This window comes from Streptomyces sp. NBC_00876 (assembly GCF_045207435.1).
Classification (GTDB): Bacteria; Actinomycetota; Actinomycetes; order Streptomycetales; family Streptomycetaceae; genus Streptomyces.
Window position 1 is genome coordinate 73,938 of record NZ_CP108801.1, and the last position, 24,933, is coordinate 98,870.

Consider the following 24,933-nt stretch of genomic DNA (forward strand, 5'->3'; position numbering starts at 1 on the left):
TTGAAGGGTCGGGTTACAGGATCGAGTGGGACGGCTGGACCGACGTCGTCACGCGGTGCGGTACGGCGGCCGTCGGCCTGGCCCGCACGGCGAGCTCCGCGGCGCGCAGGCCGCTGTTGATGGAGGTCTCGGCGAGGATGCCGGGTGCGGCGACGCTGTCGCCGATCAGGTAGATGCCGTCGCCGCGGTCGACCGCGGGCCGGTCCCGCCAGCTCAGGCCGGGCAGGTCGAGGGCGCCGGTGCGGCCCCGGGAGACTCCTTCGCGCCGCCACAGGGTGCGGTCCTGCCAGCCGGGTGTCGTCAGGTCGAACAGCTTCTCCAGGCGGGCGATCGCCTGGGCCTTGTTCTCGCCGGGACGGATCGGCATCGCGCCCTGGAACAGGGCGTGGCCCTCGGGTGCGAGGGAGCGGTCGTGGTCGGAGTACTGCGAGGTGAATCCGCCCTCGTCCATGTCGAAGGAGACGTTGCCGTCCTTCTTCGAGCGGGTGACGGCCATGTCCACGAGTGCGGAGGTGCCGCTCGGCCACTCCAGCGTGGGGTCCTTCAGCAGGCCGCGGGCGGCGGCGAGCGAGGTCGCGACGATGACCGGTCCGTCCGTGGGCAGTTCGGTCAGCCGGGAGCCGGTCTCGATGACGACGCCCTGCCGGCGGGCCACCCGGGCCATGCGCTCGACGAGCTGTCCCCAGCCGCCGATGAAGTACCGGCTGGGCAGCGGGAACTTGGGCGTGCCGACGCGCAGCAGCCGCTCCCAGACGAAGGCCGCCGACAGCCGGCCCGGGTCGCCGTCGAAGAGGATCGGACCGAGGAAGCCGAGCGCCTCGTCGACCGTCTGCTTGGGGAAGTTCTCCTCGGCCCAGTCCCGGAAGGACCGGTCGATGGGTACCGGCCGGTCCCGCTTCAGCAGGGTCATGCGCATGTAGCCGGGCGGCAGCGTCATCCGCAGCTTGCCCTGGTGGCGAAAGCGCATGCGCGTCCACTCGTGGAAGGACAGCCGCACATAGCGGCCGGCCACACCGCGCTGGATCAGCCACTGCCAGGCCGGGCCGTTGTTCATGATGGTGTGCGGGCCGTCGTTGGTGACGTAGGGCCCGTCCGCCGAGCGGGCGCGGCCGCCCAGCGAGGAGTGCGCCTCGTGGAGAGTGACGCGGGCGCCTTGCTCTGCGGCGGCGATCGCCGCGGTCAGGCCGGCCAGCCCGCCGCCGATGATCGTGATGTTGGCCATGGTCGGTACTCACTCACCTTCGGGATTCGCGGGCGTTTCAGCCGTCGAGCGTGGCCATGGCGCCGGCGGGGTAACGGTCCCCCACGGTGCTTCCGTGCGGGGCGATCGCGTCCAGCGCCGCGAGGTCGTCGGCGCTCAGCCGTACGTCGGAGGCGGCGATGTTCTGCTCGAGGTAGCTGACGCGCTTGGTGCCGGGGATGGCGACGACGTCCTGGGAGAGGACCCAGGCCAGTGCGAGCTGTCCGGTCGTGATGCCCTTGGCCTGCGCCAGTGCCTCGAGGCGTTCCACGATGGTCAGGTTGGCCGCGAGGTTCTCCTCCTGGAAGCGCGGCACCACCCGGCGGAAGTCGTGTTCGGCCAGGTTGTCGAGGCTGCGGATGGCGCCGGTCAGCAGTCCCCGGCCCAGCGGGCTGTATCCGACGAAGCCGATGCCCAGTTCGCGGACCGTGGCCAGGACGCCGTTGTTCTCCACATCGCGCGTGGACAGCGAGTACTCCGTCTGTACGGCGCTGAGCGGGTGTACGGCGTGGGCGCGGCGGATGGTGGCCGCGGACGCCTCGGAGATGCCGAGGTGGCGCACCTTTCCTTCGGTGACCAGGTCGGCCAGGGCGCCGAAGCTCTCCTCGACGGGCACGTCGGGATCGACGCGGTGCAGGTAGTAGAGGTCGAGCCGGTCGGTGCCCAGCCGGGCCAGGGTGCCCTCGACACAGGAACGGATGTATTCGGGGCGGCCGTTGAGCTTGCCGGTGATGCTCCCGTCGGGTGCGACCTCGTTGCCGACCTTGGAGGAGACGACGATGTCGTCGCGGCGGCCGGCGATGACGCGGCCGACGAACTCCTCGTTGCTGTGCGGTCCGTAGAAGTCCGCGGTGTCCAGCAGGTTCACGCCGAGCTCGAGAGCCCGGTCGGCCGTGCGCAGCGCCTCCTGGCCGTCGACCGGGCCATAGGCGAAGGTCATGCCCATGCACCCGAGCCCCTGCTCGGAGACCACCAGCCCCTGACTGCCGAGCTTTCGTTGCCGCATCATCGGTTCCTTCCGAATTTATCGTCGATAGAAATCCTAGCACTGACAATTTCCGGGGACCAGTGACCGGCGATGTCAAGTGCGAGGGCGCAGCGGGAGAAACGCCGGGCCTTCAGTCCCGGACCAGCTCGCTGTTCACGGAGGACCACACGAGCCCCTGCTCGGCCCGCTGTTCGGTGGCCAGCACGGCCCACGGGTCGGCGCCGAACGCCTCGAGCGCCGCCGCACGCAGCCACACGTCGAAGGGGTCCTTGGAGTCGTTCAGCCGCCGCGCGGCCACCGCCGGGTCGCGGGCCTCCACCCGCAGCACCACCACGTCACCGCTCTGCGAGTGCTGCACGGCAACGGACTCGTGCACGATGCCCGCCCGCCGCCGGGACGCCTCGTACGCACGCAGCCGGGTCCCGGTCAGCTCCGCCTCGACGGCCTTCCAGCGGGCGGCGCCGCCCTCGCCGACGGGCACCACCACCGAGGCGGGCTTCGCCTCGCGGCGTGCCCCGGCACGGGCGGCGCCGCGCGAGGCCGGCGCCAGGCGGCGCATGCCGAGCTCGGAGAGCATGTTGGAGTCCACGCCGATGCCCCAGCGCTCGGCGATCAGCCCGTTGTCCAGCAGGCGCCAGACGACCACGCCCTTGAACTCGATGGGCCGGCCCGTGGGCGCCATCCCCAGGAACTCCCCGAGATGGGTGCCCCGCCACGTGTTGTGGATGACGACATGGTCGGCGTGCGCGCTCATGTCCTCGATCGTCACGTGCAGGTCGGGGAAGCCCTCCCGCAGGCCGGCGATGGTGTAGCGCACACCCTCAAGGCCCTCGGGAGCTCCCGGAAGGGCCTGGTGGTCGACCATGTCGGGGCTGTAGATCTCGTCGACGATGGAGAAGTCGCCCTTGTTGACGAAGGTGTCGAAGACCGCGCGGATGGTCCGCTTATTGCGCTCCTCCACACTCTCGTCGGTGTGCACCAGCTGCTGTGTCGACACGTTCCATCCTTACGGTATCGGCGCCCGCGAGGGGCTGCGGTGGTGGGCGGTTGCCGCCTCGGGAAGCGGAGATCACTCCCCGGGGAAGGGGGCCTCCCAGGTGAGGGTGAGGCCCGCGTACAGGTAGCGGCTGGCCTCGATCGCGAGGAGCAGCACCTTGTGGCCCGGCCGGATCCGGCCCGCCACCCAGCCCGCGTCCAGGGCCAGCGGAACCGCCGCGGAGCCGGTGGCGCCGACGTCGGTCAGGTTCTCCACGATGTTCTTGCTCAGGATCGCCTGGTCCTCGGCGGACAGCCCGGCCGTGCCGTACTCACTGGCGAAGTACTCGGCGTTGCCCTCGGGCAGCACACAGGCGTCGAGATCGGACAGGGCGAGGCCCGAACGCTCCAGCATGTCGTGGATGCCGCGCACGAAGACGCGCGGCCCGAACTGCGCGGTGCCGGGGATGTCCAGCTTGATGTCCATCAGCCGCTTGCGCTGCTGCTGTTCGGCCAGCGGTACGTCGGTGCCGCCGCCGACGATCAGCATGCCCGGCTTGCGGGCACCGCCCATCGACTGCGTGGCGAACACCTGGCGGCTGCCCTCGTGCGCGGAACCCTCCTCGCCGGCCCGCAGCACCAGGGCCCCGGCCCCGTCGCCGAAGGTGTAGACGGTGAGGCGGTCGCGCATCCGTACGCGCTCCGGGTCCCGGCCCAGGAAGACCGGGGCGAGCAGCGGCGAGACGGACTCCGTGCCGATCACCAGGGCGGTGCGGTAGGTGCCGTCGGCGAGCTGGCGGCGGGCGATGTCCAGGGCCTGGACGGCGCCCACACAGCCCGCCCGCACCTCGATGACCGCGCAGCTCTCCAGACCGAGCTGCTCCTGTACGTAGGTCGCGGCGACGGGAAGCAGATAGTCGGGGCTGGCCGTGGAGACCACGATCAGGTCGACCTCGGCCGGCTCGACACCGGCCCGGCCGAGCGCCTGGCGGGCGGCGGCGGTGGCCATGGCCGACGTGCTGGTGAGGTGCTTGCCCGTCGCCGGGTCGATCATCCAGTGACGGCGCTTGACCTGGATGCCCTCCAGGACGTCCTCGGGCAGCGGCCCGCACACACGGGCCAGCGCTTCGTTGTCCAGCGGCTCGCCGGGCAGATAGCTGCCCGTGGCGAGGACGGACACATGGCGGTCGGAGCCAGATGGCATGGTCACTTCTCCGTAGCGGGACGCAGGACGAGACTGATGTGGGTGCCGCCGAGCGAGGAGCTGTTGATGAGGACGGGCCCGCTGTCCATGCCGCGCTCCCAGCCGGTGACCGCGAGCAGGGCGGACAACTGCGCACCGGCTCCCGCCGGTTCGCCCAGGACCTGCTTGGGCGTGTGCACCGGGATCTGCCCGGGTGCGGCCAGCCGTTCGGTCGCCAGGGCCTCGGGGGCGTCGGCCCGCTTGAGCCCCGCCGCGTTGGCGTAGATGCCGGTCAGCTCCTGCGCCTGGACCCCGGCGGTCTCCAGCGCCTGGCGCATGGCCCGCTCCACCCCGCCGCCCTGGGGGTCCCAGCGGCCGATGCCGCGCGCGTCGGATGCGGTGCCGTGGCCGGCGAACTCGGCCAGGATCCGGGCCCCGCGGGCCCGTGCCGTGGACTCCCGCTCCAGGACCAGGGCGATGCCCGCCTCGGCGAGGGTGTAGTCGGAGGATTCGAACAGCGGCAGCCGCCGGTAGGCGTCCAGAATGCCCGGGGAGAGGTCCTCCACGGCCGGGCACACCACCGCGTCCGCCCGGTGCTGGAGCAGCAGGTCATGGGCGACCGTCAGGGCGGAGGCCCCGGCCGCGTGTCCGGTGGTCACCGTCGACGTGGGGCCCTTCGCCCCGACGTTCATGGCGACCTGTCCGGCGGCGGCGTTGAAGACCGTGTTGGGGAACACGGCCGGGCTGCCGTGCGCGGGGCAGCCCGCGAGCACCGGCAGGAGGAACTCCTCGATGCTGCGCATCGGCCCGAGCCCCGTGCCCAGCACCACTCCGACGCGTTCGTCCGCCGTCAGTCCGGCGTGCTCCAGGGCGCCGCGGCTGGACGCCACGGCGAGCTGGCCGAGCCGGTCCATCCGGCGCCGTTCACGCGGGCTGATGCAGGTCTGCGGATCGAAGTCGGCGCGGGCGACGCTCAGTCCGTCCTCGTCCGTGCCCAGGGCGCGCCCCTCGCGCCATGCCTGCCACAGCGCGTCGGCGCCCTCACCGGCCGAGGTGATCGCGGCGAAGCCGGTGATCACGACCTTGTCCGGTGGCGGCACGGCCTCCGGGGTGGAGTGCCGGCCCCCGGGCCGGCCGAAGGCGACACACGCGTTGGCACCGGCGAAGGCGAAGTTGTTCGACAGCGCCACGTCCATGGGCCAGGCGCGGCCGGGATCGGGCACCGCGTCCAGACCGCACTTGGGGTCCACCTCGGTGAAGTTGGCGGTGGGCGGCGCGATCTGGTCGACCAGCGCCTGGATGGTGACGATGGCCTCGACCGCGCCCGCCGCCCCGAGCAGGTGCCCGACCATGGACTTCGAGCTGCTGAGAGCGGTCTTCTCCGCCGCGTCACCGAGCGCGGCGCGTACGGCGTTGCTCTCGGCCGAGTCGTTCTTGGGCGTCCCGGTGCCGTGGCCGTTGATGTAGCCGACGTCCTCGGGGACGATGCCCGCGGCCTCGAGCGCGGAGCGGATGGCGCGTGCCGCACCCTCGCCCTGCGGGTGCGGGGCCGTGGCGTGGTAGCCGTCGGCGGACAGTCCGTATCCCAGCACCTCGGCCAGGATGGGGGCGCCGGCCGCGCGGGCCACCGACTCCTCCGCCAGGACCAGCATGCCCGCGCCCTCACCGAGCGAGAGACCGTCGCGGTCCTTGGAGTACGGGGCGGCCGGCTTCGTCGACAGCGACTGCAGGCTGGTGAAGCCGGCGAACGCCGTCTCCGTGAAGGCGTCGCTGCCGCCCACCAGCATGACGTCCGCCCGTCCCGCGCCGATCGCCTCGGTGGCGTGCGCGATGGCGTGGGCCCCGGAGGCGCAGGCGGTGTTCACCGACACCGACGGGCCCAGGAGACCGAAGGCGCTGCTGAGCGCCTCGGCTATCGCCTGCGGCGGTACCAGCAGGTAGTGCCGCCCGTCGTCGGGGGTGGCACCGCCCTCGTCCGCGCGGCGGGCCAGCTTCTCCGCGCTGCGCAGGCCGCCGTTGCAGGAACCGAAGGCCACGCCCCAGCGGGCGCCGGGGACATCGGTCAGACCTGCCTGCCGCATCGCCTCCTGCGCCGCCACCAGGGCGAAGTCCACGGCGGGTTCGCGCTCCTGTCCGCCGAAGGACGCCAGGTAGTCGTAGTCGGGGGTGCGCAGCTCACCGACCTCGCCGCCGATCTCGGTTCCGTACCCCTCCATCGGCATGCCGCGCACCGGTCCGATGGCCGAGCGGCCGGCCTTGATGCCCTCCCACAGGGCTGTGACGTCGTCGCCGTGGGCCGTCACCGCACCCACACCGCAGACCACGACGGTCCGCCGGGACCGAGCCCTGCCGTCCGGCGAAGTGCCGGTGCCGTGCTCGCCGTAGCTCATGTCGCGACTCCTTTCGGGTTGTGCGTCATCAGGTCCGCCCCAGAGCGATGGCCACCGCCTGGCCTTCCAGGCCACGGGCGAGGGCCAGCGCATTGCCGGGGCGGGTCTCACGTGGTGTGAGCGGGACGTAGTCCAGGTCACAGTCGTCGGCGGGGTTGTGGAGGTTCTTGGTGGCGGGCACGACGCCGGAGTCCAGGGTGAGCGCGGCCACGGCCACGTTCAGCGCCCCGGCGCCGCCGACCAGGTGGCCGGTCTGCGGTTTGACGCTGCTGATGAGCGCCGACTTGGCACTCGTACCGAGCGCGTCGTGCAGGGCGAGGGTCTCGCTGGCGTCGCCCTGGCGAGTGGCGCAGCCGTGGGCGGCGATGTAGCTGCCGTCGGGGAACGCGCCGCCGGAGTCGGCCAGCGCGCGGCTGATCGCCCGCGCCAGTCCGCGGGCCCGGGGCTGCGGGCTCGGCGGCCGTACGCAGTCGTTGCCCGAGCCGAACCCGGTGACCTCCGCGTAGCAGTGGGCGCCGCGGGCCAGGGCGTGTTCGCGGTCCTCCAGGACGAGCAGGGCCGCGCCCTCGCCGAACACCGAGCCGCTGCGGTCGCGGTCGAAGGGGCGGAACGCCTCCTCGCCGAGCTCCGTACGCGTCGTCAGCACACCGAGGCCGTCCATCTTCGACATCGCCCACCAGCCGGTGGCGTCGTCGTAGCCGCCCGCCACCACCACATCGGCCTCACCGCGGCGGATGGTCCGCATGGCGCGGCCGATCGCCATGGCGCCGGAGTCGGCGGTGCCGGCGAAGTAGGAGTTGGCGCCCCGGATGCCGTACTTCTCCGAGATGTGGAAGCCGGCCGCGGGCTGAAGCCCCTCGACGAAGAAGAGCGGCGCGACCACCGAGGAGGCGGTCCGGCCGAGCTTGTGCAGGTCGGGGGTGCCGTCCGGGGCGCGGATGGCCTGGAGCTGCGAGATCAGCTCGTCCATGCGCGGCATTTCCTTGTTGCTGCCGAGGAAGAGCCCGCTGCGCTGTCCGAGGTCGCCCACGTCGTCCAGGCCCGCGTCGCGCAGGGCCAGCGTCGCCCCGGCCAGGGCCAGCTGGTCACCGCGGCACAGCATGCGCAGGGTGCGCCGCTTCGCCCAATCGGTGGGGTCGAAGTCGTGGATCTCCGCGCCGATGCCGGTCCGCAGCGGCGCGGGATCGTAGGCCTTCAGCGGGCCGATGCCGGTCCGGCCCTCGAGCAGGTTCTCCCAGGTCTGTGCCGCGCCCTGGCCGATCGCGGTCATCAGCCCGATGCCGGTCACCACCACACGGCGTCCGTCGTCGCTCATGCTGTGTCCTCCCCGGCCCGGCCCGTGCCCACCAGCGTCAGGGTGCGGGCGGTGGCGACCACCCGGTCCCCGACCCGGGCGGTGGCCCGTACCTCGGTCGTCTGCTCGGTGCTCCTGATGACCTCGGCGGTGATCCGTACCTGGTCGCCGGGGCCGACGAAGTGCTTGAAGCGCACCGCTCGTACGGACTCCAGCCGCCAGGCCCGCTCGCCCCCCGCCGCCGCCTTCGCCAGGGCGGCCATGCTCTCCAGGAGCAGCACGCCGGGAAGGATGGGGTGGCGCGGGAAGTGGGTGTCGAAGACCGTGAGGGTCTGGGGGATGTTGCGTACGGCCACGGCCCGCTCGCCGGGTACGAGTTCCTCGATCCGGTCGAAGACGGGCGCTATGGAGGTGGCCTCCGGCCCGGTCGTGGCTGTCATGCGTCCTCCCGTGCGGCGCCGATGACGATGCTGGTGTTGCTGCCGCCGAAGGCGAACGCGTTGATCAGGACCGCCTTGACCGGCATCGCGCGGGCGGTGTGCGGTACGTAGTCGAGGTCGAGGCCGCGGTCGGTGGTGTCGAGGTTGATGGTGGGCGGGACCAGTGAGTGCTCCATGGCACCGAGTGCGGCCAGGACGCCCAGGCCCAGGCTGGCCGATGTCAGGTGACCGGCCATGGACTTGGGTGCGCTGACCACCAGGCGTTCGGTGTCGGCGCCGAAGACCTTCTTGATGGCGACGGTCTCGGACTGGTCGTTGCCGTGCGTGCTGGTGCCGTGGGCGACGACGTAGTCGATGTCGCCGGTCTTCAGGCCGGAGTCCGCCAGGGCGCCCTCCATGGCCTGGATCGCGCCGGACCCGTCGGGCGGTGAGTCGGTGATGCGCCAGGCGTTGAGCGTGGAGCCGTAGCCCAGCACCTCGCCGAGCACCGTCGCGCCGCGGGCGCGGGCCGTCTCCATGTCCTCCAGGACGACGGCGACGGCGCCCTCGCCGACCACGAAGCCGGAACGGTCCGCGTCGAAGGGGCGTGAGGCGTGCTCGGGGTCGTCGTTGTACCGGTCGGTGAGCGCGCCCAGCAGGCTGAAGCCGAGCAGGTCGAGCCAGGTGGTCAGGGAGTCGTAGCCCCCGGCGACCATGACCTTGGCATCGCCTTCCTGGATGGCGCGGAACGCCTCCCCGATGGCGTGCCCGGAACCCGCACAGGCGGTGCTGATGCCCATCATCGGGCCGGTGCCGCCGATCATCCGGGCCATGGCGCTCAGCGGCACGTTCTGGTCGTCCGTCAGCGCGACGCCGGGCGGCTGGCAGATGAAGGCGTCCGGCCGGCCGGTGGTGGTGCGCAGATGGCCGATGTCCAGCAGCGTCTGCAGTTCGGGGCGGCCGACGCTGGCGCCCATCGAGACCCCGCGCTCGTCGGCCGCGTAGACATCCTCCGACAGCTGGTCGAGGCCGGCGCGGCGCACCGCCTCCCAGGCGGCGGCGACGCCGAACTGGCCGACGCGCGAGAGGTGTTTGCGTCCGACGCGGGACGGGATCGACTTGGCCGCGTCGAAGTCCTTGACCTGTGCGGCGATCCGCACCGGGAATCCTTCTGCGTCGAAGGTGGTCAGCCGGCCGACGCCGCTGCGTCCGGCGGCCAGCCCCTCCCAGGTGGTGTCGGCGTCGTTGCCCAGTGGGGTGACGGCACCCACCGCGGTAATGGCCACGCGTGTCATCCGACCGGTCCTCCGCCCTGAAGCTGGTGCGCCATGCGCCGGGTGTTCGCCGGGTCGTCGAGCCGTTCGGCGTCGATCAGGGCGCACAGGATGCCGCTGACCTCGAGCACGCTCTCGCCGTCCACGGTGACGGTGCCGTCCAGAACGGCGGCGTCCTCGTTCATCGACTCGATCCTCGCCTCCATGTGCAGGACCTCACCGGGCTGTACCTGCCGGTGCGAGGTCGCCTCGCCCACGGCGAGCAGCGCGGCGCGCAGCCGGTGGTCGGTACTGATCATGATCAGCCAGGTGGCGGCCTGGCAGAGGGCTTCCAGCGCGAGGCCGAAGGGCAGGACGGGGCCGTCCCCGGTGTGCTGCCAGTAGGTCTCGTCGACGGAGGTGACCTTGCGGGCCGTGATGCGCTCGTTGGGCGCGCACGTCTCGATCCTGTCGATCAGATGAAATCGCATCGTCGTCTCTTCTCCCGGTTCCTGCGGCCCGTCACGGACGGCCGATGCCGAGCTGGGCGGAGAATCCGCCGTCCACACAGAGCAGTTCGCCGGTGGTGTAGCCGGAGTCGGGCCCCGACAGGAACACCGCTGCCGCGGCCACCTGCTCGACGGTCGCGAACCTGCGCATCGGAATCTGCCGCTTGATGCTCTTGCCGCCGTCCCGCTGCATGACCTCCTCGACCAGTTCGGTCGGGGTGAAGCCGGCCAGGACCGCGTTGACCCGTACGCCGAAGCGCGCGAGTTCGACGGCGGCGCACCGGGTGAACGAGTTGAGCGCGCCCTTGGAGGCCGAGTAGTTGGACTGCCCGATCCAGCCGCGCTCCCCCATGGCGGAGGAGATGTTGACGACCGTGGCCTCGCCCTGCGCCATGAACTGCTCCATCACGGCGTGGGTGCAGTGGTAGGCGCCGCCGAAGTTGACCTTCATGACGTTCAGCCAGGCGTCCGGCGGGGAGTCGTAGATCAGGCCGTCGTCGCTGACGCCGGCGTTGTTGACCAGCAGGTTCAGGGGGCCCAGTTGGCGGTTGGCCTCGGCGACCAGGCGGGCCGCGTCCTGCGGGTCGGCGACGTCCGCGCCGATCGCCACGGCCCGGCCGCCCGCCGCCTCGATCTCCTTGACCACCGCGAGGGCGTCGTCCTGGCGGGCGCGGTAGTTCACTGCGACAGCCGCTCCCTGCTCGGCCAGTCCCAGGGCGATGGCCCGGCCGATGCCGCGGGAGGCTCCGGTGACCAAGGCGGTGCGGTCCTTCAGCTTCATCTGTCTCTTCCTGTTTCTGCCGGGAGATGGGCGGCACGACTGCCCCGGGTGCCGGGGCCCCGCGGCCGGGTCCGGGACGCCATTGGCCCGGACGCCGGCCACGGAGAGCGGGGGCGGGTCAGGCGGCCTCGGCCGCGCGGGCCCGCTCGGTCAGCAGGTCGGTGAGGTTCTGGACGGTGAACAGTCCGAGCACGCCCTCGGCCGTCAGCGGCTCCGACAGCTGGTTGCGGTCGAACTGCGGCAGCACCTTCTCCAGGTGCGCGAGACCGGTCTCGTTGACGACCTCGTTCTCGTCGCCGAACTCCTCGTCGGGGATGCCGCCCTGGAGCAGGTCGGCGATGTCGGCCACGGTGATCTTCACCTTGGTGGTGCGCTCGAGACGGAACAGGATGTCGAGCAGGTCGATCGACTCCGCACCGAGCTCGCCCAGCAGGGTCGCCTCGGGAACGGCCTCGTCCTCGTCGATGCCGAGGGCGTCGGCGACGGCGGCCTGCACCGCGGAGAGGTAGTCGGTCAACGTGGGAATCAGGGTTTCGGACACCGCTGGCTGCCTTTCGGTGGGTTGTTGCGTACGGACCGGCGCGGGCGCCGGTACGCCGGGAGCGGTCTGCGCCTAGGCGGCGGCCGCAGCGGGAGACTCCTGTCGCAGGTCGCGCAGGAGTGTGGTGATGCGGCGCGCGTCGTTGGTGCTGCGCACCTCGGCGCCGGGGTCGGTCCGCTTGGCGAAGCCGCTGAGGACCCGGCCGGGACCGACCTCCAGATAGCCGTCGGGGCCGGTCGCGGTGGCGGCGGCGAGTACGTCGACCCAGCGCACCGGGCCGGCCAGCTGGCGGCGCAGCAGATCACGGGCGTGGGCGCCGTCGCGCACGAGGGTGCCGGTCACCGAGCTGTACACCGGGAGCCGGGGGGCGCGGAAGGTCACGCGGCCCAGTTCGGCGGCGAACTCGTCCTCGATGACACGCATGAGGGAGCAGTGGAAGGGGGCGGAGACCTTCAGCGCGACGGCGCGTTCGGCACCGGCCTCGACGGCCAGCCGCATCGCCTCGGCGACGGCGGCGTCCTGTCCCGAGACGACGGTCTGCCCGGCCTCGTTGTAGTTGGCCACCTCCACCACGCCGAGCCCGGCCGCACGGGCGCAGATCTCCTCGATCTGCTCGGGAGCAAGGCCCATGAGTGCGGCCATGGCTCCCGAGACCCGCTGCGAGACGCCGGCCATCAGTTCGCCGCGGCGGCGCACCAGGCGCAGGGCGTCGTCGGCGGCGAGCACGCCGCCGACGACGAGGGCGGTGTACTCCCCCAGGCTGTGTCCGGCCACCGCGCCGGGTACGAACCCGGTCTCCTCGTGCAGTACCTGGTACACGGCCAGGCTCGTGGCGACGATGGCGGGCTGGGCGATCTCGGTCGGCTCCAGGTCGGTGCCGGGTGCGGTGGAGCACAGCTGGATCAGCGGGAGACCGGTGGCCTCCTGCGCATGTGCCAGAACGCGTCCGGCCGAGCGGGGGTGCTCGCGAAGCAGATGACCGGCCATACCGGCGCGCTGCGATCCTTGTCCGGGAAACATCGTGAAGAGGTTGTCGCTCATTCCCGTCCTGCCTCACTGGATGGTGGGTGCTGGGTCATCGAGCCGTCGGCGAGTGGTTCTCGACCCTGCGAATGTCGCACCGCGCTCTGGCGCATTCCTCGAATGTGTCTCGATTCCCGCTCACTGCCGCTGCCGCTTGACGCGGCGTCACGCAGCGGTGAGCTTTGACGCCATGGCCAGGATGAGCGCGCAGGAGAGACGTGAGGTCGTCGTCCGTGCGGCGGTGATCGAGTTCGCCCGGGGCGGCTACCACGGCACCTCCACGGAGACGATCGCCCGGCGCTCGGGGGTGTCCCAGCCGTATGTGTTCCGGCTGTTCCCGGGAAAGCAGGCACTGTTCCTGGCCGCAGCCGCGCGCTGCCTGACGCAGATCACCGAGCGGCTGGTGGACGCGGCGGAGGGGCTGTCCGGCGAGGAGGCGACGCGCGCGATGGCCAACGCGTACACGCGGGTCATCGTCAAGGAACCCGAGAACCTGCTGATGCAGATGCAGGTCTACGCCGCCGCGGCGGCGGCGGAGGCCGACGGTGACCACGCCTTCGCCGGGACGGTCCGCGCCCACTGGCAGAAGCTGTGGGACGCCGTGCATCGCGCGACGGGCACCGATGCGGTGCCCCACACGTCGTTCGTGGCGCGCGGCATGCTCGTCAACACGCTGGTCTCGCTGGGCTTCCCGGCCGGGCACCGGGTCTGGGAGGGCCTGGACCCCGCGGCCGGCATCCGTGCGGTGGAGGGGTTCGCGGACCGGCAGTCCCCGTCCGCACCGGAGCCGCCGGGGCCCGTGGGCACCCATGGCGCCGGGCCCGCCGACGGGGGTTCGGCGGGCCCGGCGTGATCGGGGGGAAGCGCTGGGGGCCCAGGGCCTCCGGCGCGAAGGACCCTAGTCGGCGCGGTCGGTGACGGGGACGGGGGCAGGAGCAGGGGCAGGGGCCTTCTTGGCCCAGCGGGTTCCGTACGCCACCTGGTCCTTCTCCGCCGCCTTGAACGCCTTCGTGTTCCAGTTCTTGCGCATGAACGCCTCCCGCGCCTTCAGCAGCAGGGGGTTCTCCACGGCACCCATCTTCCCGATCATCCAGGCGATGCGCTGCAGCGGAGCGGTGCGCCGGCGGCGCTCGTCCTCGTAACGGCGCAGGGCGGAGACCGAATCACCGGGCTGGTCGAGGTACTCGGCGAGCACGAGCGCGTCCTCCAGCGCCTGGCAGGCACCCTGCCCGATGTTGAAGGTGATGGGGTGCGCGGCGTCCCCGAGGAGGGTGACCCGGTCCTTGCCCCACTGCCGTTCGGGCTTGCGGCCCTCGACGTCGCCCCGCAGGATCCAGTCCTCGGGGGTGGCGCGCAGGATGTCGGCCACCGGACCGGCCCAGCCCTCGTGCCGGCGCAGCAGCATGTCGCGCACACCGGCGCCGTCGCGCCCGCCGGGGGCCCCGTTGGCCACGCTCATCCAGTGGACGAGGCCGGGCGCCACGTCGTAGTACGTGAACCGGGTTCCCGGGCCGAAGATGGCGTTGAACGTGCCCTCGGGGATGTCGGGGTGTTCCATCGGGGCCCGGCCGCGCCAGGCGATGTACCCGCTGAACCGGTTGCGGGCGGGGCCGAAGAGGCCGTCGCGCACGGCGCCGTGGATGCCGTCGGCACCGATCAGCAGGTCACCGCGTTCGCTGCCGCCGTCCGCGAAGTGGACCGTGACCCCCTCGGCGTCCTGGTCGAAGGAGACCACCTGGGCGTTGGTGCGCAGCGGTGAGCCCTCCAGCGCGTCGCGCAGAACGCCGTGCAGGACGGACCGTTCGACGGCGATGGTGGGGGCGCCGTAGCGCTCGACGAAGTCGCCGACGGGCCAGGCGCCCAGCACGTCACCGCGGGTGTTGGTGAAGTGGGCGACCTGCTGGACCGGGGCGATCTGCAGGATCTGCTCGGCCAGGCCGAGGTAGTCCAGGGCGAGCACGCCGTTGGTCCAGATGTGCAGGCCGGCGCCGCCGTCGCGCAGCGATTCCGCCCGTTCGAAGACGACGGTTTCGAATCCCCTGCGCTGCAGCGCGAGGGCAGCGGCGAGGCCGCCGATCCCTCCGCCGGCGATGAGTATGCGACGGGCGCGTCCGATGGCCATCTGCAGGTCTCCTCATAGCTGTCCGGGCGGTGGGTCCGGTCATGGCTGTCCGGGCGGTGGTCCGCTGAACAATCTTCCTGTCAACGCTAGCATTTCAATCGACGAACTCTATAGTGTCATCGATAGACAATGGAGCATTGACTGTACTCGTAGACCGACGAAGGTGGTTGTTGATGGAAGCGCTCCTGCAAACGCTGGCCGTGGTGGCCACCATGGCCAACGCCGTCGTGTACGGAACCGACGTCTTCTCCGCCCTCGTCCAGCGGCCTGCCATGGCCCACGTCGACGACGTGGTCCTCACCAGCACGATGGGGCAGATCCACCGCTTCGGGGACCAGCGGATGCCGGTACCCGGCGTGTTCGGACTCGTGGCGACCGTCGGCACCACGGTCGTCGCGGCCGTCGACGGCAAGACCGTGACCGCCGTGGCGGCCGGCGTGGCCGCCGTCGCCCTCGTGGTGTGGCTGGCGGTCTACAACAAGATCAGCGCCCCCGTGAACAAGGAGCTGACCGGCGCGGCCCTCGACTGCCGCACCGCCCCCGACGCCCGCACGCTGCAGCGCACCTGGGACAGCGTCATCAACGCCCGGGTCGCCCTCCAGACGATCGCGCTGGGCGGCATGTGCATCGCACTTCTGGCCTCCTGAGGCTGCCGGACCGGCTTGTGCGGGAGGGGGCTCACCGATGCCGGTGAGCCCCCTCCCGCACAAGCCGGTCCGGACGGACCCTACTGAAGGGCGATGTTGCCGAGGATGGACTCCTCGGAGTCCAGGTCCAGGGGCTCATCGATCACGAGGTCGGACTCGGCCTTCTGGATGTGCTTGCTCTTACCGGCCACGAGAGGGCCTCCTTCGTCGTGGACAACACCTGTGCGGGGAGAGCACATGGCGAATTCCCTATTGAGATTCGCTGGACTTCCGGTGGCCGTCAAGACACCTTTTTACGAATCGAGTGCCGCTCGAGAAAATCGCCGGATCTTTCCCCGGCCGTCGATTGACGTAAATCGTTCCCGAAGCCCCTTCGAACACTCACCGAGCTACTCTCGATTCCCCCTCGGATCCCTCTCGACTCCCTCTCGAATCTCTCTCGTGCGAACATCATGCGTTCTTCCAGCGGTTCTCAAGCGGGTCACGGGAGTCTTTCGATGGCCCGGTCTGCGTCCGGACCGTGACCTGCCCCGTTTCCCGTCCGCTGCCAGGGGGTCGACCGATGAGGCCATGCGTGTGCGTCACTTCCGGGCCCGGCCGCCGACCGCGCACAGCGGTGAGGGGGAACGGCAGGTGAACGACGAGCCGGCCCAGGAGGCCCAGTCGGACGAGGACATCGGCTGGCCCAGGCGCTGACGGCGCCCGGGGGCTGCCCCGCCATCCCAGGCGCTGACGGCGTCCGGGGTCGAAAGAACCTGCGGGAAGGCCTCAGGCGAACGCCGGGACCTTACGGGTCACCAGGTGAAGTTCGCCGTCGAGGTCGAGGTAGCCCATGTCCCCCGTGGCCAGCCAGCCGTCCGGACGTGCGGACGGCACCTGCGGCCCGCGTATCTCCACCTCGCCGTCGGACCACACCGCCGCGGGCGTACGGGTGTCGGGGTCGACCACGCGGCACTCGGTGCCCGGCAGGGGCGCACCCACAGCTCCGCGCTCGGGCAGGGAGCCGGGGGCCTGCGCATGGGAGAGCGCGGACAGCCCGCCGACCCCGTACCCCTGCAGCACGGGCACCCGCAAGGTGTCGCGCAACTGCCGGGCGATGCCCGGCTCCAGCGCGGTGCCGTCCGAGAACACGGCGCGCAGATGGGCCGTGGGCGGGAACTCGCCGTGTGTGGCGAAGCGTTCGTCGTCGGTCAACAGGGCCAGCCGGGCCGGGAAGCCGTAGTAGTGGGTGGCCCGCAGCCGGCGGCTGGCCGTCATGCCCGCGCACGGGTCGGGGTCGGCCACCAGGACCTGCTCGGCCCCGGCGTGCACGGCCGCCGCCAGCAGGGAGGGGTGATAGGCCTGCATGTGGTTGACCACGATGCTGTCGGCGTCCAGCCCGTGGGCGATGGCGGTCTGCGCCGCGTTGGCCAGCAGATTGCGGTGCGTCAGACGCAACTCCCGTACCCCTGCCGTGGGATGCACGATCCGTTGTACGCACGCCACCGCGTCGGCATCGGTGAACGCCGAGGACGGGGCCGGGCCGGAGCCGGCGTCCAGCAGGGCCCGCATCGCGGTGCCCGGACCGTGGCCGGTGGCGTCGCCCGTGGCTATCACGGTGTGCGGACCGGACGGGAGGGCGCCGTTCCCGGTGAGCCGCCCGGCCGCCGGGGCGGGCAGGAAGGCGATCTCGGCCCCGGCCGCCGTACAGACGTCGTGCACGGCGGCCGGGCCCGCCGATGGATCGGCCAGGACCAGCACCTTCCCGCTGCGCACCGTACCGAAGTACACGGCGGGAAAGTCGGCGTCCAGGGTGCAGGCGGCGACCACTGCGGCGTCCGCCTGCCGTACGGTGCGGCGGATGCCGCGGGCGATCCGGTCCGCCTCACGGTCCAGTTCGGCGAAGCTCAGGGTCCCCGCCGGGGTGGTGAGCGCCGGGCGGTCCCCGAACCGCTCCGCGGCTCGGCGCAGCAGACCGTCCAAGGGACTGTCCAGGTGTCTGAGCACGGCCACGGTGACCTCCTGGTGCCGGCGGCGGAGCGGGAACGGTGCCCCACTCTCCGCGCCGGTACTCGAGAGGTCTTCGAGACGGGGTGGACGTCACGCGGCGAACAGATCGAACGTGGAGCCGTGCCGCGGGCCGGCCAGCACGTCCAGCAGCGGGTCGACCGCCAGCATGGCCTGATGCAGGCGCTGCAACTGGGGAGAGGGCTCCACACCCAGGTCCTCGATGAGGCGCATGCGCAGCCGCCGGTAGGACTCCAGGGCCGATGCCTGCCGGCCCGACCGGTACAGGGCCACCATGAGCTGGGAGTGCAGCCCCTCGTGCTGGGGATGGCGTGCCGTCAGCTCGGTCATCTCGGCGATGAGTTCGGCATGCCGTCCCAGCCTCAGCTCGGCGTCGACGCGCCGCTCCACCGTCATCAGCCGGCTCTCCTGGAGCCTACGGACCTCGATGTCGAGTATCGGGCCGATCCGCACGTCCACCAGTGCCGAACCCCGCCACAGGTCCAGCGCGGCCCTGAACCGGGCCGCCGAGACGACGTTGTCACCGATCTCGAAGGCCGCCTGCCCCTCGCGGACCAGGCCTTCGTAGTCGTGCACATCGACCGAGTCCTCGGGGATCTGCAGCAGATAGCCGCCGTGCCGGGTGGCGAGGATGTCCTTGGCCCGGCTGGGCGTATCGGTCCCCATCGCCGTACCCAGCCGTCTGCGCAGCTGGAGGATGTACGTCTGAAGCGTGGTCAGCGCGCTCTGCGGCGGCGCCGTCGACCAGATCTCCTCCATCAAGGTGGGCACGGGCATGACGCGCCCCGGGTAGAGGGCGAGCAGAGCCAGAATCTGCCGCGGCTTGCCCGCGGACGGAACGATGGATCCCCCGTCGACCTCGGCACTCAACGGACCCAGAACCTGAATCCTCACGGTCTCCTCCGTACTCGTCGAGTTCCTTGTCTCGCTTTCCTTCCGGTGGCCTGAATTCTGCCTCCGCTGCAGGCAAACTAGCGGGATTCTCGAACATTCAGTAAATTTCTCAAGCGTTCCTCGAGCGAATTCCCAAGCATGGCGTCGGGCATTTGATCGGAACCGTTCGAGAGCATGGGTGCGAATGCAAAAGAGGGCAGCGCGGTCTGTTTCTTCGGGCGGCGGAGAACCGCGAACGGCGGCCCCGCTTCTCCCGTGGAGTTTCAGAGAACCTGTGGTGTTCCGGAGCGCTCGTGGTGTTCCGGAGCGCTCGTGGTGTTCCGGAGCGCTCGTGGTGTTCGGAGAGCTCATGGTGTTTCAGAGACTTCTGCCTACCGGTGGGGGCAGAGGGAACTGCTGGGGCGCGGACCGGCTCCAGGGGAAGCCGAGGTTGAGGTGGATGTCCGCGTCCCCCTCGGCGGCGGGCACGGCGACAGCGACCAGCACGCCGGGCACCGGCTCCAGTTCGACGAACCGCCAGGGGCGGGCCTCGTCGTCGGCCGGCGGGGTGAAGGTGCGTACCCCGCGCTCGTCGTCCAGCGTGAACTCGAAGCTGTCGAAGGGGATGCCGAGACCGAGACCGCGCGCCTTGGAGTAGGCCTCCTTCAGCGTCCAGAGGCGCAGGGCCCGCCGGTCGCGCTCGCGACCCGGGCCCGGCTGCTGCGCCCAGTCGCGCTCCCGGGGTGCGATGGCGTTCAGGATCGTGGCGACGGCCTGCTGGTCACGGTCCTCGACCCGTTCGACGTCCACGCCGATACGGGCCTGGCGCACGATGCCGAGCAGGTTGTAGCCGCCGGCATGGGAGAGGTTGAAGTCCAGCACGCCGCTGTCCTGCGACAGCCGGTCGGTGGCCGGGCGAAGGAAGGGCCGGCCGCGCGCCGAACGCCAGATGACCAGTTCGGCCTCCGCCCGGCCCGCCTCGAGCGACAGCGCACGCCGTACGAGGGTGTGGGCGATCAGGTACTGGAGCCGGTCCCGTTCGAAGAGGAACTTCCCCGCGGTCTTCTGCTCCTGCGCATCGAGCCAGTGGTCGGCCAGCAGCCTGGCGGTCTCGGGGTCGAGGCCGTCGTTGGAGCACAGCCACAGCGTCACGGGGGCGGAGTCCGTCTCCCGGTCCGCCTCCTCGACGGCCTCCCGGGTACGCAGATCAGCCGTCACCGCGTGCTCCCCGGGCGTCCCGGGCGTCCCGGGCCGGCGTCCTCGCCGAGCCACCGTCCGGGCGGCGGTGAGTTCGTGGGCAGTTCCACCACGGGGGCCGGGTGCTCGATGCGGTCCTGGGCCAGTACGTCGACACCCGCCAGCCACAGCCGCGTCAGCTGCTCGAACCGCCGGCCACGCCACAGCGCCCCGACATAGCCGCGCGTCTCGGCGAGTTCGCTCAGCAGCAGCGGACCGGCCGTCGCGGCCCGCAGGTCCACGACGCGCACCGAGGCCGGCCCGGCCGATGTCTCCTCGCCGCCGGAGCCTGTGCCGCGCTCCGCGAACCCGGCCAGCGCATCGATCAGCTGGGCCGTGTCGTGCACCACCACGGCCAGCCGGCAGTCCATGACGGCCCGCCCCAGCCGCAGTTCCCGCGCCACCTCGGCGGGGCCGGGCGGCTTCTGCCCCGCGTTGTGCTCGAACGAGGCGAGCCAGTCCGCGAAGCGCCCGGCCGTGCCGGCCAGCTGCCCGGGGGTGGCGGCCGACAGCAGCACCAGCTGCGGGCCCTCGTCCTGGCCGGGGTCCTGCGGGGGCGCGTCGCTCACCACCGGCGGCTCCTGCACCACCACGACGGCGTGCGGGGCATCCGCCTCGTGCACCCCGGCCAGCGCCGTACGCGGCGCCGCCCCGGGGCCCGTCCCCCAGGGCGCGGGGCGCTCGCGGCCCGGCCCCGGGAGCAGAACGGCGTGCCGCAGCTGGAGAACGGCGCGCACCAGAGCGGCCGCCCCGATGGCGACGCCGGCTGCCCGGCCCACCTGGGCCGCCGCGCTGCCGGTGTCCTCCTCCAGGCGCACCCGGTCGGCCGGCACACCGCCCGCGTCGTCCAGGACCCGGCGGCGCAGCCGCTCGCGCAGTGCGCCGGACTCGCCGCGCCCGGGGTGGCCCACCGCACTCGCGGTCAGCACGGCATGCATCCGGTCCCCGGCGTACCGCGCGGCGGCCAGCGGTTTGATGAGCACCACGGCCACGCCGCCGCCGTCTGCGTCCAGTTCGGCGGCGGCGACAAGGGCCGCCGCGCACTCGCCCGCGCGCAGCGCGCCGAGCGCCTGGTGCACAGCGGTGAGGAACGAGGAGGGGCCGGTGTCGACGTTCTGGCTGGGGCCGTGCAGATCCAGGATGCGCGAGAGGCGTGCTGCCGCGGGAAGCCGGGGTGCGACCGCTCCGGACTCCTCGACGGCCGGCCGCGCGCGGTCCTGGGGGGCGACGGCCGTGAAGACGCCGACGCCGCGCCGCTCACCGTCGGCTCCGGTCAGCGCGTCCAGCCGGGCCCCGGCATACCCGGCGTCCTCCAGTGCCTGCCAGGCGCAGTGCAGCAGCAGCCGCTCCCGGGGGTCCGTCGAGGCCGCCTCGGCCGGGCCCAGGCGGAACGGCCCGGGGTCGAAGGCGTCCGCCGCGTCGAAGAGGAACCCCGCTGCGCCGTCCCCGGTCATGGAGCGCTCCGCCGGCCCGAGCCCCGTCTCCCAGAAGGCCGCCAGACCGGCGGCCCCGGGGAAGAGGCATTCGACGGCGATGACGGCAAATCCCTCGTCGTACGGTGCGGCGGCGCGCCGGACGGCCTCCCGGGGGTTCTCACGTACGCCCCGGTCGAGTTGGGCGGGAGAGGCGAGCCGGACTTCCGGCAAGGTCACGGGCCGGGCGGCCGGCAGTTGCGCCGCCCCGTTCTGCGTCGCGGGGCCGGCCGGCGCCGTGCCCGACAGCAGCGCGAGGACCTGCTGACGGCCCAGAGCACCGCTCTTGAAGCGCGTCAGGATTTCCCTGTTGTCCATCTGTTCAACGCGTCCTTCGCCTCAGACCGTCCTGGTGTCCAGCAGCCGGGCCGCCTGGTCGATGCCGATCAGGTCGTCGCGGACCGCGTCGAGCAGCGCCTCGAGCTCGGCCGCGGACTGCGGCGCGGTGAGGGGCGTCCCTGCCTCGGCCGGGGAGGGCCCGCTGCCGCCCGGGGCCACGCGCTCCCCGACGTAGGCGGTCACGGAGGCGAGGTCGGGGTGCTCGTAGAACAGGGCGGACCGTTCGCCGAGGCCCCAGGTGCGGTTGATCCCCTCCACGAACTGCGCGGCGAGGATGGAGTCGAGTCCCAGCACGGTGAACGGGGCCGTGGCGTTGATGTCGCCCGGTGCGCAGCCGAGGATCCCTGCCAGCTGCTCGCGCAGAGTCCGCGGGACGTCACCGCCGGGCGCGCCGGTCCGGACCGGCTGCGCGGCGGGCACGGGGGCGGGGGCGGGCGCGGGCGCGGCGTCGGCACCCAGCCGGCCTGCCACATGGGCGGCCAGTGCCTGCGGCGTCGGGTACCGGTACAGCGCGTCCGCCGGTACGGAGGTGGCGTACCGGGCGTTGACCATGGCGAGGAACTGGGCGTTCAGCAGGGAGTCCATGCCCAGCGCCGTGAAGGTCTGCCCGGCATCGACGGAGTGCGCCTCGACGTGCACGAACCCCGCAAGGATCGCGGTGAGTTCGGCGAGCACATCGGCGACGGGTGTCTGCGGGAGGTGCCTGAGCAGGTGGGGCGCGGCAGTCATGTGGGCGTCTCCAAGTGGTGTCGCTCGGGTGGCCGTCTACGCATTGTGCTGAGGAACCCCGCCCTGCCGCATCGCCGTACGAGGTGAACCGGTGCCCGGTGCCTCGCTCCCGCGAGGGAGTCAGGCCCCGGGCACCGCCCGTGCGGGTCAGCCCGCGGCCAGCAGAGGTACTCCCGGCAGGTCGGCGACCGCGGCCTGGATGGAGTGCTGCAGCCGCTGGAGCCTCGGAGACGGTTCGAGGCCCTGGTCCTGAAGGAGGGTGGTGCGCAGGTGCCCGTAGGCCTGAAGGGCCTCGCCGCGCCGGCCGGAGCGGGCGAGGGCCAGCATGAACTGCGCGTGCAGATTCTCGTGGGTGCGGTGACGGCTGGTCAGTACGGTCAGTTCGGCGAGCAGTTCACGGTGGCGCCCCAGGTGCAGGTCGGCCTCGATGCGCTGGTCGAGCGCGCACAGCCGGCTCTCCTCCAGCCGTTTGACCTCGGTCTGCAGGAGCGGACCGTGCTGGACGTCGGCGAGCGCCGTGCCGGTCCACAGCTTGAGCGCCCGGCCCAGGCGGTCGGACGCCTCGGTGAAGGACTCCGCGTCCATGGCCCGGTACCCCTCGCCGACGAGCCGCTCGAACCTGCGTACATCGCTGTCGCCGCCGGAGACGAGCAGGTAGCCGCCCGGCAGGGTCATCAGGACGTCCTTGGCATCGGCTTCCTGGCGAGCCCGGTTGATGCACTCGCGCAGTTGCAGCACATAGGTCTGCAAAGTCGTGCGGGAGCTGCGGGGCGGCCTGCCGCCCCACAGCTCCTCGGTCAGATCCGTGACCGGCACGACGCGGTCGGCGTTGAGCGCCAGCAGGGACAGGACCTGCCGTGGTTTCGGCGCGGTGGGGGTGATGGACACCCCGTTCTCCCGCACAGCCAGCGCTCCGAGTACGTCGATGTCCAACGCCGTCTCCCTCACGTCCTCGGGTCCGTGCCCCGGCCCGACATCAAAACAGCACAAGCGGTCTGTCAAGAGCGTACCGGTCGTGCTGTTTTCTGTCAGCGCAACAGAGATCCGCTTCCGCGGGAGACGGCGGGCGGGCCCCGGCCCGGCGGACTACTGCGGAGGGTTTCCGTGCTTGCGGGACGGCAGATCGGCGTGCTTGGCGTGCAGCATCGCCAGGGACCTGACGAGGACCGCACGGGTCTCGGCCGGGTCGATGACGTCGTCGACCAGTCCGCGCTCGGCCGCGTAGTAGGGGTGCATCAGCTCGGTCTTGTACTCCTTGACCATGCGGGTGCGCATGGCCTCCGGGTCCTCGGCCTCGGCGATCTGCCGGCGGAAGATGACGTTGGCCGCGCCCTCCGCGCCCATCACCGCGATCTCGTTGGTGGGCCAGGCGTAGGTGAGGTCGGCACCGATGGACTGGCTGTCCATGACGATGTACGCCCCGCCGTAGGCCTTGCGCAGGATCAGCGAGATCCTCGGCACCGTCGCGTTGCAGTACGCGTACAGCAGCTTCGCGCCGTGCCGGATGATTCCACCGTGCTCCTGATCGACGCCGGGCAGGAAGCCCGGCACGTCCAGCAGGGTCACCAGCGGAATGTTGAAGGCGTCGCACAGCTGGACGAACCGCGCGGCCTTCTCGGACGCCTCGATGTCCAGGACACCGGCCAGCGACTGCGGCTGGTTGGCGACGATGCCCACGACCTCGCCGCCCAGCCGGGCCATGGCGCAGATGATGTTGCGCGCCCACTGCTCGTGGATCTCGAGGTAGTCCCCGTCGTCGACGAGCTCCTCGATGACCTTGGCCATGTCGTACGGGCGGTTGCCGTCCACCGGCACCAGATCCAGCAGCACGTCCGAGCGACGGTCCACCGGATCCGATGTCGGGGTCTTGGGCGGGTTCTCGCGGTTGTTCTGCGGCAGCATCGACAGCAGGTAGCGGACCTCCGCTATGCAGGTCTCCTCGTCGTCGTACGCGAAGTGTGCGACCCCGCTCGTCCGGGCGTGCACATCGGCGCCGCCGAGGCCGTTCTGGGTGATCTCCTCACCGGTGACCGCCTTCACGACGTCCGGTCCGGTGATGAACATCTGCGAGGTCTCACGGACCATGAAGACGAAGTCCGTCAGCGCCGGGGAGTAGGCCGCGCCACCCGCGCACGGGCCCAGCATCACGCTGATCTGCGGAATCACCCCCGACGCCTTGGTGTTGCGCTGGAAGATTCCGCCGTAACCGGCGAGCGCCGAGACACCCTCCTGGATACGGGCGCCGGCGCCGTCGTTCAGCGACACCAGCGGGGCACCGGCCGAGATGGCCATGTCCATGATCTTGTGGATCTTGGTGGCGTGGGCCTCGCCCAGAGCGCCGCCGAAGATCCGGAAGTCGTGCGCGTAGACGAAGACCGTACGGCCCTCGACCGTCCCCCAGCCGGTGATCACACCATCGGTGTACGGCTTCTTCGCCTCCAGGCCGAACCCGGTCGCCCGGTGCCGGCGCAACTGCTCGACCTCACTGAACGACCCCGGATCGAAGAGCAGCTCGATGCGCTCACGCGCCGTCAGCTTGCCCTTCGCATGCTGGGCCTCGGTCGCCTTCGTGCTCGGTCCCCGCTCCGCCGCCGCACGGATCTCGTGCAGCTCCGCCACGCGACCGCGGATGTCGGCCGGCTCGAGCTGGTCGGTTGCGGGGGCGATGGTCATCGACATGTCGTCAGATCCCTTCCTGGGACGCGGATGTCCGCGTCATTGCCAGCTGCGCGGAGCTCGGTAGGAAAGCTGCCGGCTCCACTGCGGAAAGCCGCTGATCGGATACCCCTCCTGCTCCGGGTCGTCCGCCCGCAGGGCGAGCAGCACCACCGTGAGCGCGGCCAGTTCCTCGTCGGTGGCCCGCCCGCGCTCAATGCGCAGGGCGGCCTCTGCGCGGTCCGAATCACCCATGC

General features: G+C 71.6%; 24 protein-coding genes. 3 read left to right on the forward strand and 21 right to left on the reverse strand.

The window, feature by feature from the left end:
• Window positions 1-13: 13 nt before the first annotated feature.
• The 12 genes from OG782_RS37450 to fabD form a co-directional block, all read right to left on the reverse strand.
• Window positions 14-1,222: an FAD-dependent oxidoreductase gene (locus OG782_RS37450; RefSeq protein ID WP_331742275.1), complete on the reverse strand. Its 1,209-nt coding sequence runs from the start codon at window positions 1,220-1,222 to the stop codon at window positions 14-16.
• 37 nt (window positions 1,223-1,259) lie between these two features.
• Window positions 1,260-2,246 carry an aldo/keto reductase gene (locus tag OG782_RS37455; protein WP_331742450.1) on the reverse strand — a complete coding sequence of 329 codons (987 nt, stop codon included), beginning with the start codon at window positions 2,244-2,246 and terminating at the stop codon, window positions 1,260-1,262.
• 112 nt (window positions 2,247-2,358) lie between these two features.
• Complete coding sequence (locus OG782_RS37460) at window positions 2,359-3,225, reverse strand: ester cyclase (protein WP_331742278.1); 867 nt, start codon at window positions 3,223-3,225, stop codon at window positions 2,359-2,361.
• A gap of 72 nt (window positions 3,226-3,297) precedes the next feature.
• Window positions 3,298-4,407, reverse strand: coding sequence for a 3-oxoacyl-ACP synthase III family protein (locus OG782_RS37465; RefSeq protein ID WP_331742281.1), 1,110 nt, complete (start codon window positions 4,405-4,407; stop codon window positions 3,298-3,300).
• A 2-nt stretch (window positions 4,408-4,409) separates the two neighbouring features.
• On the reverse strand, window positions 4,410-6,776 hold the full coding sequence (locus tag OG782_RS37470) for a beta-ketoacyl-[acyl-carrier-protein] synthase family protein (protein ID WP_331742284.1): 2,367 nt from the start codon (window positions 6,774-6,776) through the stop codon (window positions 4,410-4,412).
• A 28-nt stretch (window positions 6,777-6,804) separates the two neighbouring features.
• Complete coding sequence (locus OG782_RS37475; protein ID WP_331742287.1) at window positions 6,805-8,091, reverse strand: beta-ketoacyl-[acyl-carrier-protein] synthase family protein; 1,287 nt, start codon at window positions 8,089-8,091, stop codon at window positions 6,805-6,807.
• A complete protein-coding gene (locus OG782_RS37480; RefSeq protein WP_331742290.1) occupies window positions 8,088-8,510 on the reverse strand; it encodes a hydroxymyristoyl-ACP dehydratase in 423 nt (140 codons plus the stop codon). Before OG782_RS37480 ends, OG782_RS37475 begins: the two co-directional genes overlap by 4 nt.
• Entirely contained in the window at window positions 8,507-9,784 is a 1,278-nt protein-coding gene (locus tag OG782_RS37485) for a beta-ketoacyl-[acyl-carrier-protein] synthase family protein (RefSeq protein ID WP_331742293.1), read from the reverse strand. The genes OG782_RS37480 and OG782_RS37485 overlap by 4 nt, the downstream gene beginning before the upstream one ends.
• Entirely contained in the window at window positions 9,781-10,233 is a 453-nt protein-coding gene (locus tag OG782_RS37490) for a 3-hydroxylacyl-ACP dehydratase (RefSeq protein WP_331742296.1), read from the reverse strand. The genes OG782_RS37485 and OG782_RS37490 overlap by 4 nt, the downstream gene beginning before the upstream one ends.
• 31 nt (window positions 10,234-10,264) lie before the next feature.
• Window positions 10,265-11,032, reverse strand: a complete 768-nt coding sequence (locus OG782_RS37495; protein WP_331742299.1) for an SDR family oxidoreductase — start codon at window positions 11,030-11,032, stop codon at window positions 10,265-10,267.
• 118 nt (window positions 11,033-11,150) lie between these two features.
• Entirely contained in the window at window positions 11,151-11,561 is a 411-nt protein-coding gene (locus tag OG782_RS37500) for an acyl carrier protein (RefSeq protein WP_331742453.1), read from the reverse strand.
• Between the two features lie 84 nt (window positions 11,562-11,645).
• Window positions 11,646-12,614, reverse strand: coding sequence for an ACP S-malonyltransferase (gene fabD / locus OG782_RS37505; RefSeq protein WP_331742302.1), 969 nt, complete (start codon window positions 12,612-12,614; stop codon window positions 11,646-11,648).
• 172 nt (window positions 12,615-12,786) lie between these two features.
• Here fabD and OG782_RS37510 point away from each other — a divergent pair, with 172 nt between their 5' ends.
• On the forward strand, window positions 12,787-13,449 hold the full coding sequence (locus OG782_RS37510; protein WP_331742305.1) for a TetR/AcrR family transcriptional regulator: 663 nt from the start codon (window positions 12,787-12,789) through the stop codon (window positions 13,447-13,449).
• 45 nt (window positions 13,450-13,494) lie between these two features.
• On the opposite strand, the gene OG782_RS37515 is transcribed toward OG782_RS37510, so the two are convergent.
• Complete coding sequence (locus tag OG782_RS37515) at window positions 13,495-14,718, reverse strand: FAD-dependent monooxygenase (protein ID WP_331742308.1); 1,224 nt, start codon at window positions 14,716-14,718, stop codon at window positions 13,495-13,497.
• A gap of 173 nt (window positions 14,719-14,891) precedes the next feature.
• Here OG782_RS37515 and OG782_RS37520 point away from each other — a divergent pair, with 173 nt between their 5' ends.
• The gene (locus tag OG782_RS37520) at window positions 14,892-15,365 is read left to right on the forward strand and encodes a DUF1772 domain-containing protein (RefSeq protein ID WP_331742311.1); all 474 of its coding nucleotides are present in this window, start codon (window positions 14,892-14,894) and stop codon (window positions 15,363-15,365) included.
• Window positions 15,366-15,935: 570 nt separating this feature from the next.
• Window positions 15,936-16,061 carry a hypothetical protein gene (locus tag OG782_RS37525; protein ID WP_406459564.1) on the forward strand — a complete coding sequence of 42 codons (126 nt, stop codon included), beginning with the start codon at window positions 15,936-15,938 and terminating at the stop codon, window positions 16,059-16,061.
• Between the two features lie 72 nt (window positions 16,062-16,133).
• Here OG782_RS37525 and OG782_RS37530 read toward each other — a convergent pair whose 3' ends face one another.
• The 8 genes from OG782_RS37530 to OG782_RS37565 all read right to left on the reverse strand — a co-directional run bounded on the left by OG782_RS37530 (window position 16,134) and on the right by OG782_RS37565 (window position 24,931).
• Entirely contained in the window at window positions 16,134-17,357 is a 1,224-nt protein-coding gene (locus OG782_RS37530; protein WP_406459566.1) for a class I adenylate-forming enzyme family protein, read from the reverse strand.
• A gap of 87 nt (window positions 17,358-17,444) precedes the next feature.
• Window positions 17,445-18,266: an AfsR/SARP family transcriptional regulator gene (locus OG782_RS37535; protein WP_331742320.1), complete on the reverse strand. Its 822-nt coding sequence runs from the start codon at window positions 18,264-18,266 to the stop codon at window positions 17,445-17,447.
• Window positions 18,267-18,623: 357 nt separating this feature from the next.
• Window positions 18,624-19,463 (reverse strand): 4'-phosphopantetheinyl transferase superfamily protein, encoded by an 840-nt coding sequence (locus OG782_RS37540; protein WP_331742323.1) that lies wholly within the window; start codon window positions 19,461-19,463, stop codon window positions 18,624-18,626.
• The gene (locus tag OG782_RS37545) at window positions 19,460-21,271 is read right to left on the reverse strand and encodes a beta-ketoacyl synthase N-terminal-like domain-containing protein (protein WP_331742326.1); all 1,812 of its coding nucleotides are present in this window, start codon (window positions 21,269-21,271) and stop codon (window positions 19,460-19,462) included. The genes OG782_RS37540 and OG782_RS37545 overlap by 4 nt, the downstream gene beginning before the upstream one ends.
• 21 nt (window positions 21,272-21,292) lie before the next feature.
• Window positions 21,293-22,021, reverse strand: a complete 729-nt coding sequence (locus OG782_RS37550; protein ID WP_331742329.1) for a phosphopantetheine-binding protein — start codon at window positions 22,019-22,021, stop codon at window positions 21,293-21,295.
• 147 nt (window positions 22,022-22,168) lie between these two features.
• Window positions 22,169-22,954 (reverse strand): AfsR/SARP family transcriptional regulator, encoded by a 786-nt coding sequence (locus OG782_RS37555; RefSeq protein ID WP_331742333.1) that lies wholly within the window; start codon window positions 22,952-22,954, stop codon window positions 22,169-22,171.
• Window positions 22,955-23,107: 153 nt separating this feature from the next.
• The gene (locus OG782_RS37560) at window positions 23,108-24,700 is read right to left on the reverse strand and encodes an acyl-CoA carboxylase subunit beta (RefSeq protein WP_406459569.1); all 1,593 of its coding nucleotides are present in this window, start codon (window positions 24,698-24,700) and stop codon (window positions 23,108-23,110) included.
• Between the two features lie 36 nt (window positions 24,701-24,736).
• Window positions 24,737-24,931, reverse strand: coding sequence for an acyl-CoA carboxylase subunit epsilon (locus OG782_RS37565; protein WP_331742336.1), 195 nt, complete (start codon window positions 24,929-24,931; stop codon window positions 24,737-24,739).
• Window positions 24,932-24,933 lie beyond the last annotated feature (2 nt).

What these genes read in the sequence shown, in the direction of transcription:
- OG782_RS37520 (WP_331742311.1), top strand. Translation starts at nt 14,892, where the DNA reads ATGGAAGCGCTCCTGCAAACGCTGGCCGTGGTGGCCACCATGGCCAAC.
- OG782_RS37450 (WP_331742275.1), bottom strand. Translation starts at nt 1,222, where the DNA reads ATGGCCAACATCACGATCATCGGCGGCGGGCTGGCCGGCCTGACCGCG.
- OG782_RS37545 (WP_331742326.1), bottom strand. Translation starts at nt 21,271, where the DNA reads ATGGACAACAGGGAAATCCTGACGCGCTTCAAGAGCGGTGCTCTGGGC.
- OG782_RS37565 (WP_331742336.1), bottom strand. Translation starts at nt 24,931, where the DNA reads ATGGGTGATTCGGACCGCGCAGAGGCCGCCCTGCGCATTGAGCGCGGG.
- OG782_RS37465 (WP_331742281.1), bottom strand. Translation starts at nt 4,407, where the DNA reads ATGCCATCTGGCTCCGACCGCCATGTGTCCGTCCTCGCCACGGGCAGC.
- OG782_RS37485 (WP_331742293.1), bottom strand. Translation starts at nt 9,784, where the DNA reads ATGACACGCGTGGCCATTACCGCGGTGGGTGCCGTCACCCCACTGGGC.
- OG782_RS37470 (WP_331742284.1), bottom strand. Translation starts at nt 6,776, where the DNA reads ATGAGCTACGGCGAGCACGGCACCGGCACTTCGCCGGACGGCAGGGCT.
- OG782_RS37560 (WP_406459569.1), bottom strand. Translation starts at nt 24,700, where the DNA reads ATGTCGATGACCATCGCCCCCGCAACCGACCAGCTCGAGCCGGCCGAC.
- OG782_RS37525 (WP_406459564.1), top strand. Translation starts at nt 15,936, where the DNA reads ATGCGTGTGCGTCACTTCCGGGCCCGGCCGCCGACCGCGCACAGCGGT.
- OG782_RS37475 (WP_331742287.1), bottom strand. Translation starts at nt 8,091, where the DNA reads ATGAGCGACGACGGACGCCGTGTGGTGGTGACCGGCATCGGGCTGATG.
- OG782_RS37455 (WP_331742450.1), bottom strand. Translation starts at nt 2,246, where the DNA reads ATGCGGCAACGAAAGCTCGGCAGTCAGGGGCTGGTGGTCTCCGAGCAG.
- fabD (WP_331742302.1), bottom strand. Translation starts at nt 12,614, where the DNA reads ATGAGCGACAACCTCTTCACGATGTTTCCCGGACAAGGATCGCAGCGC.
- OG782_RS37515 (WP_331742308.1), bottom strand. Translation starts at nt 14,718, where the DNA reads ATGGCCATCGGACGCGCCCGTCGCATACTCATCGCCGGCGGAGGGATC.
- OG782_RS37480 (WP_331742290.1), bottom strand. Translation starts at nt 8,510, where the DNA reads ATGACAGCCACGACCGGGCCGGAGGCCACCTCCATAGCGCCCGTCTTC.
- OG782_RS37490 (WP_331742296.1), bottom strand. Translation starts at nt 10,233, where the DNA reads ATGCGATTTCATCTGATCGACAGGATCGAGACGTGCGCGCCCAACGAG.
- OG782_RS37495 (WP_331742299.1), bottom strand. Translation starts at nt 11,032, where the DNA reads ATGAAGCTGAAGGACCGCACCGCCTTGGTCACCGGAGCCTCCCGCGGC.
- OG782_RS37550 (WP_331742329.1), bottom strand. Translation starts at nt 22,021, where the DNA reads ATGACTGCCGCGCCCCACCTGCTCAGGCACCTCCCGCAGACACCCGTC.
- OG782_RS37510 (WP_331742305.1), top strand. Translation starts at nt 12,787, where the DNA reads ATGGCCAGGATGAGCGCGCAGGAGAGACGTGAGGTCGTCGTCCGTGCG.